The sequence below is a fragment of the Thermosynechococcus sp. OHK43 genome (genome assembly GCF_014466085.1).
Classification (GTDB): domain Bacteria; phylum Cyanobacteriota; class Cyanobacteriia; order Thermosynechococcales; family Thermosynechococcaceae; genus Thermosynechococcus.
Map to the genome: position 1 here is coordinate 1 of NZ_JACOMP010000183.1, position 5,344 is coordinate 5,344.

Below are 5,344 nucleotides of genomic sequence, written 5' to 3' on the forward strand. Positions count from 1 at the left end.
ATCCGTGCTTGGATGGCGCCCCAAGACCAACCCCATGAAAACTTTGTCTTCCCAGAAGAGGTACTCCCCCGTGGTAACGCTCTCTAGTAATTCGATTTTTGCCACCAATCGCGACCAAGAATCCTCCGGTTTCGCGTGGTGGGCCGGTAATGCTCGTCTAATTAATCTCTCCGGCAAACTCTTGGGTGCCCACGTCGCCCACGCTGGCCTGATTGTTTTCTGGGCCGGTGCCATGACCCTGTTCGAGTTGGCTCACTTCATTCCCGAGAAGCCAATGTATGAGCAAGGGCTCATTCTCATCCCCCACATTGCCACCCTTGGGTGGGGTGTTGGCCCTGGTGGGGAAGTCGTGGACACCTTCCCCTTCTTTGTGGTTGGAGTGGTACACCTGATTTCCTCTGCCGTTCTCGGCTTTGGTGGGGTTTACCATGCGATTCGTGGCCCTGAAACCCTTGAGGAATACTCCTCTTTCTTTGGCTACGACTGGAAAGATAAAAACAAAATGACGACGATCCTTGGTTTCCACCTGATCGTCCTTGGTATTGGTGCCCTACTGCTGGTGGCTAAAGCCATGTTCTTTGGTGGTCTCTATGACACCTGGGCACCCGGTGGCGGCGATGTCCGCGTCATTACCAACCCCACCCTTGACCCAAGGGTCATCTTTGGCTATCTGCTGAAGTCTCCCTTTGGGGGTGAGGGCTGGATCGTCAGCGTCAATAACCTTGAGGATGTTGTCGGTGGTCACATTTGGATCGGTCTGATCTGCATTGCCGGTGGTATTTGGCACATCCTGACGACCCCCTTCGGTTGGGCACGCCGTGCCTTCATCTGGTCTGGAGAAGCCTATCTTTCCTATAGCTTAGGTGCCCTCTCCATGATGGGCTTCATTGCCACCTGCTTTGTCTGGTTCAACAACACGGTCTATCCCAGTGAATTCTATGGCCCTACGGGTCCGGAGGCCTCTCAGGCGCAGGCAATGACCTTCTTGATCCGCGACCAAAAGCTGGGAGCCAATGTTGGCTCGGCTCAAGGTCCCACGGGTCTTGGCAAATACCTGATGCGCTCTCCCACTGGTGAAATTATCTTCGGTGGTGAAACAATGCGCTTTTGGGATTTCCGTGGTCCCTGGCTGGAGCCCCTGCGTGGTCCCAATGGTCTTGACCTGAACAAGATCAAAAATGATATTCAGCCTTGGCAGGAACGTCGTGCCGCTGAGTACATGACCCACGCTCCCTTGGGTTCTCTCAACTCTGTGGGTGGTGTGGCCACCGAAATTAACTCGGTGAACTTCGTGTCTCCCCGCTCTTGGCTAGCAACCTCCCACTTTGTTCTGGCCTTCTTCTTCTTGGTGGGTCACCTATGGCATGCAGGGCGTGCCCGGGCGGCAGCGGCTGGCTTTGAGAAGGGGATTGACCGTGAGTCTGAACCCGTGCTCTCGATGCCTAGCCTAGATTAGGGCAGCTCACCGATTCTTACTTAGCACCTCTTGACTCCCATTGACCGATGGGGGTCTTTTTTTTTGTAGAGCGGCGCCAGAATACCCATCCCCTTCGGGGAATATGGCAGTGTCACTGAAGACTTAATCGGTGAGTATTTCTAGAAGTTGGGCAGCAATGCGATCGCTCGCTCCTGGACGCCCCATACGCTCGACACCGTTAGCGGCAATTCGAGCTAGTAACTCAGAATCTCGCCAAATACCCCAGAGGGTAGGGAGGGCTTCTAGGGGATCATCTAGAAAAAAGATGGACTCCCCCAGTAGGCGTTTTTGACGGCGGGCAAAACGACGGGTAAACTGAGGACCTTCACCGGCAAATGTAACGACTGGCTTGCCGAGGCCAACACACTGCTCGGTTGCGGTTCCAGCAAGAGCAATACCCCCTTCTGCCCAGTGTAAAAATTCACGAAAGTGGTGTGAACTTAGGATTAGTTGTTGCTGACCCAACCGCCATGCGGTGGTCTTGGGTAATGGACTGGCTATCGGTTGCCAACCCTTCAGACTCTGCTCAAGAAGCTGTAAATCAAGGCTGGGACTCACAGCGGCAAGACATGTCAGGGGCTGATCCTGATGGGGTGTCAGTACCCCTAGAATGTGTTGCCAATTGCGGTAGGCCTCGGGGGCACGAGACCCCGGCAGCAGCACAATAGTTCTAGTGGTAAAGGGGGATTGCCCAGGGGGGGGCATCACTAAGTCCATCATTGGATTGCCACAGTAGTGAACGGTGTAACCCAATTGCCGCAGCCCTTTGGCGGTTAGCTCATCGCGGATAAAAATGCCTCGACAGCGGGGCGATCGCCACAACCACCGTTCCCAGGGAAGATAGTCACTGCCTGCCCAACCCATTCCCCAGCCATAGGGGCGCCCCGTCCCATCGTAAAGGTAATAGTCAGACTTGGCAGTGCCAATAAAACTGTAGGTGCCGCCACTGCCATAGGCCAGCAATAATGGCACAATATCCCCCACCGCCAAAAGATGCCCTCCCAACTGCTGCCAAGCTTGGAGGGTGCGAATCTGCGATCCTAAAAGTCCCAGCAAACCAGCCTTGAGATCCCGCCATAAATGCCGTAAATCCATGTAGATAAACCCACCGGAGGGCAGGACTTTTCCTGCGTGCAACAGCGGAATACCGAGCCGAGTATAGGCAGACCCTAAGCCCACCAAGGGCAACGCCATTACATTTATATCTGGGCAACGCTGTTTCAGGGCTTGTAAAGTGACACTGGCGATCGCGTCCTCACCGTGACCATTACTGAGGCAAAGGAGTCGCTTCATGCCTGCATTAGCTCAAGAGTTGCCGTAAATTCCGACCAATCATCCTCCTGATCAATGGCTTGCCAAATCTGTTCGATGTGGGGGCGAGTGAGGATGACAAGGGGGTTGGCTGCCCGTAGGGTCTGGGGAATCGCTGCCCGCTGTGGTGGAGTTGCCTGCTGCAATAGCTCAAAGTAGCATCTTTTCCAAGCCTCTAGCAATTTCTGATCAGCGGGTGTCAGGGTTAGGCTTCCCGAAAAGAAATGACCCACATCGGCAGCCCACTCTGGGGAAAATTCCTGCCGCAAGCTGATAAAGAATTGAGGATAACTGATGATGCTGCGACTGAGGAAAGCTTGGGTCTCCGCCACGAGGGAACGGCCAAGCTCTGGGGGAAGATCTGCCCAACCGAGGCGTTTGAGCATCAGTTTCAAGTAGGTGGTTTGACAGCGATCCCCAAAGGTTTTCAGCGCTGCTGCCATTTCCTCAAGGGGAATGACCCAAGACAGCGGGACTTGCAGTTTCTCCAGATTCCAAGCACAAATTGCCGGTTGATTGCCATAGGCATATCGGCCATAGTAGTCAAAGGAGGCCGCCGTAAATCCTAAATCATACCGTTCCAAAAAAACATAGGGACCATAGTCAAAACTTTCACCCGTGATGGCCATATTATCGGTGTTCAAAACACCATGGCAAAATCCCGCCACCAACCACTGTGCCGCCAGATCCGCTGTGCGTGCCACCAGTTCACGATAGAAGACACAACCCCGTTCCTTGGGGTCTCGGATCTCTAGCAAATGGGGATAGTAGTAGTGAATGACGTGGTCGAGCAACCGTTGAATCAAGTCTGGTCGCCGCAGATAATGGAGCCGCTCAAAGGTACCAAAGCGAATATGGGAGCGCCCAAGGCGCACCAAGACACTTGATCGTGTCGGCGATGGCTCATCCCCTCGCCACAGGGATTCCCCCGTTTCCACTAAACTGAGACTGCGAAAGGTACGCACCCCCAAGCGATGCAGCAGTTCACTGGCCAAAACTTCACGGACACCCCCTTTTAATGTAAGGCGACCATCTCCGCCTCGCGAATAGGGGGTGGTGCCAGAACCCTTTGTGCCAAGGTCATACAGTTGACCATCTCCACCGCGAAACTGGCCATAGAGAAACCCGCGACCATCTCCTAAACGGGGGTTATATTCCCCAAACTGATAGCCGTGGTAACGCATCGCCAAAAAGGGTTCTCGCCCCTGAAACTGGCCAAAGGCTGCAATAAAATCGACATCCGTGACTTCAGCAGGATCTAAGCCCATCAAGGGTAAGAGAGCATCATTGCGAAAACGCAGAATATGCCGCGGAAATGTTGCTGCCTGTACCTCGTCCCAGTACTCTTCCCCTAGGGAAAGAAACGCGGGTTCGTACTCAAGGGCTTGAAAACGGTGTCGAGACATTCAAAACATATTCAAAACGTTCAGAGCTATTGGAGTGTCTTGGCAGTTTCCCCTTTGGATTTTGGGGGATTAGGGGAATCCACCAGGGTACGCAAGTGCGCTTGAATTTGTTGATGCCGTTCGACCCCCTCAAAGGCAAAGGGGGTGTACCCGCGATCGCGCATCAAACCACGGATATAGCGAATGCGCTCATTAGTAGGAGGGTGCGTGGAAAACCACGGTAGCGGTGGCTCCTGATGGCGGTATTCCTTTTTGAGGGTGTGCATTAGGTTAAGTAGGCCATCAGCGGCATAGCCTGCCCTTGCGAGAATCTGCGTGCCCAAAATATCGGCCTCTCGCTCCATTTCACGACTATAGCTAGTCACGAGAATCCCTGTCACATAGCCACCAGCGGGTAATAGCCGCGTCAAGTTGGCAGTGGCCGTGCCTTGGGTCATCAGGCGAAAACCGTGGGAGAGGACTGTATGGGCAATTTCGTGGGCAAGTAATCCTGCAAGTTCCGCTTCGGTATTCGCTTTGAGAATTGCACCAGAGTTGATAAAGATCTTGCCGCCGGGAAGGGCAAAGGCATTGAGATCATTGTCTTTTATCACAAAAAATTCATACTCAAATTCATTGCGACCGGCCACTTTGGCAAGGCGCTGCCCAACTTGATTGACATAGGTCTGTACTTCCGCATCCTCAAGGAGCTTGACTTGGCGGCTAATATTCCGCGCCGCTGAGCGGCCTAGGGCAGACTCCCCTTGCATCATCAAGGTCATCATTTGAATCGAGTTCAAAGACAGCAGGGGATTGCCCGTGAGGGCGACACCGACTAGGCCGGTGAGGGCACCCATAACCATGCCTTCGCGCAATTGCCCTTGAAGACGGCGCCGGAATCGTTGCATGCGCTCTGCGGCCAGTTGCTCAAATTCTGGTGTAGCAGGATGATCAGGATTCAGGAGGGCAAACCGCTGGGCGGCAAGAGCTGCTTCCAGCCACTGCTGCTGGCGATCGTAGATTGTGATCAGACTACGTTGAATCTCCGGCTGATCTGGGTAGAGACTAGCGGCCTTCTCTAGATGGGCATAGGCCTCTTTGAGGGAACCCTGCTGAGCTAGAAACTCGGCAAACCGCACTTGAGCGGGAATAAACTCTGGAAATTGTTCCA

At 53.8% G+C, this 5,344-nt stretch carries 4 protein-coding genes and 1 pseudogene; 2 read left to right on the plus strand and 3 right to left on the minus strand.

All coding sequences use genetic code 11. The features are described from left to right. Positions 1-87: pseudogene (locus tag H8Q75_RS07725) on the plus strand (photosystem II protein D2); the annotation flags it as partial. Then, entirely contained in the window at positions 71-1,456 is a 1,386-nt protein-coding gene (gene psbC / locus H8Q75_RS07730) for a photosystem II reaction center protein CP43 (protein WP_024124637.1), read from the plus strand. The pseudogene H8Q75_RS07725 and the gene psbC, both read left to right, overlap by 17 nt. Positions 1,457-1,579: 123 nt before the next feature. Here psbC and H8Q75_RS07735 read toward each other — a convergent pair whose 3' ends face one another. From H8Q75_RS07735 to H8Q75_RS07745, 3 genes are all read right to left on the minus strand, one after another. Further along, a complete protein-coding gene (locus H8Q75_RS07735; RefSeq protein WP_024124636.1) occupies positions 1,580-2,770 on the minus strand; it encodes a lipid-A-disaccharide synthase-related protein in 1,191 nt (396 codons plus the stop codon). Further along, complete coding sequence (locus tag H8Q75_RS07740; protein WP_297041058.1) at positions 2,767-4,194, minus strand: YdiU family protein; 1,428 nt, start codon at positions 4,192-4,194, stop codon at positions 2,767-2,769. Before H8Q75_RS07740 ends, H8Q75_RS07735 begins: the two co-directional genes overlap by 4 nt. Before the next feature lie 26 nt (positions 4,195-4,220). After that, on the minus strand, positions 4,221-5,344 hold a 1,124-nt coding region (locus H8Q75_RS07745; protein ID WP_297041060.1), incomplete at its 5' end, for a M48 family metalloprotease.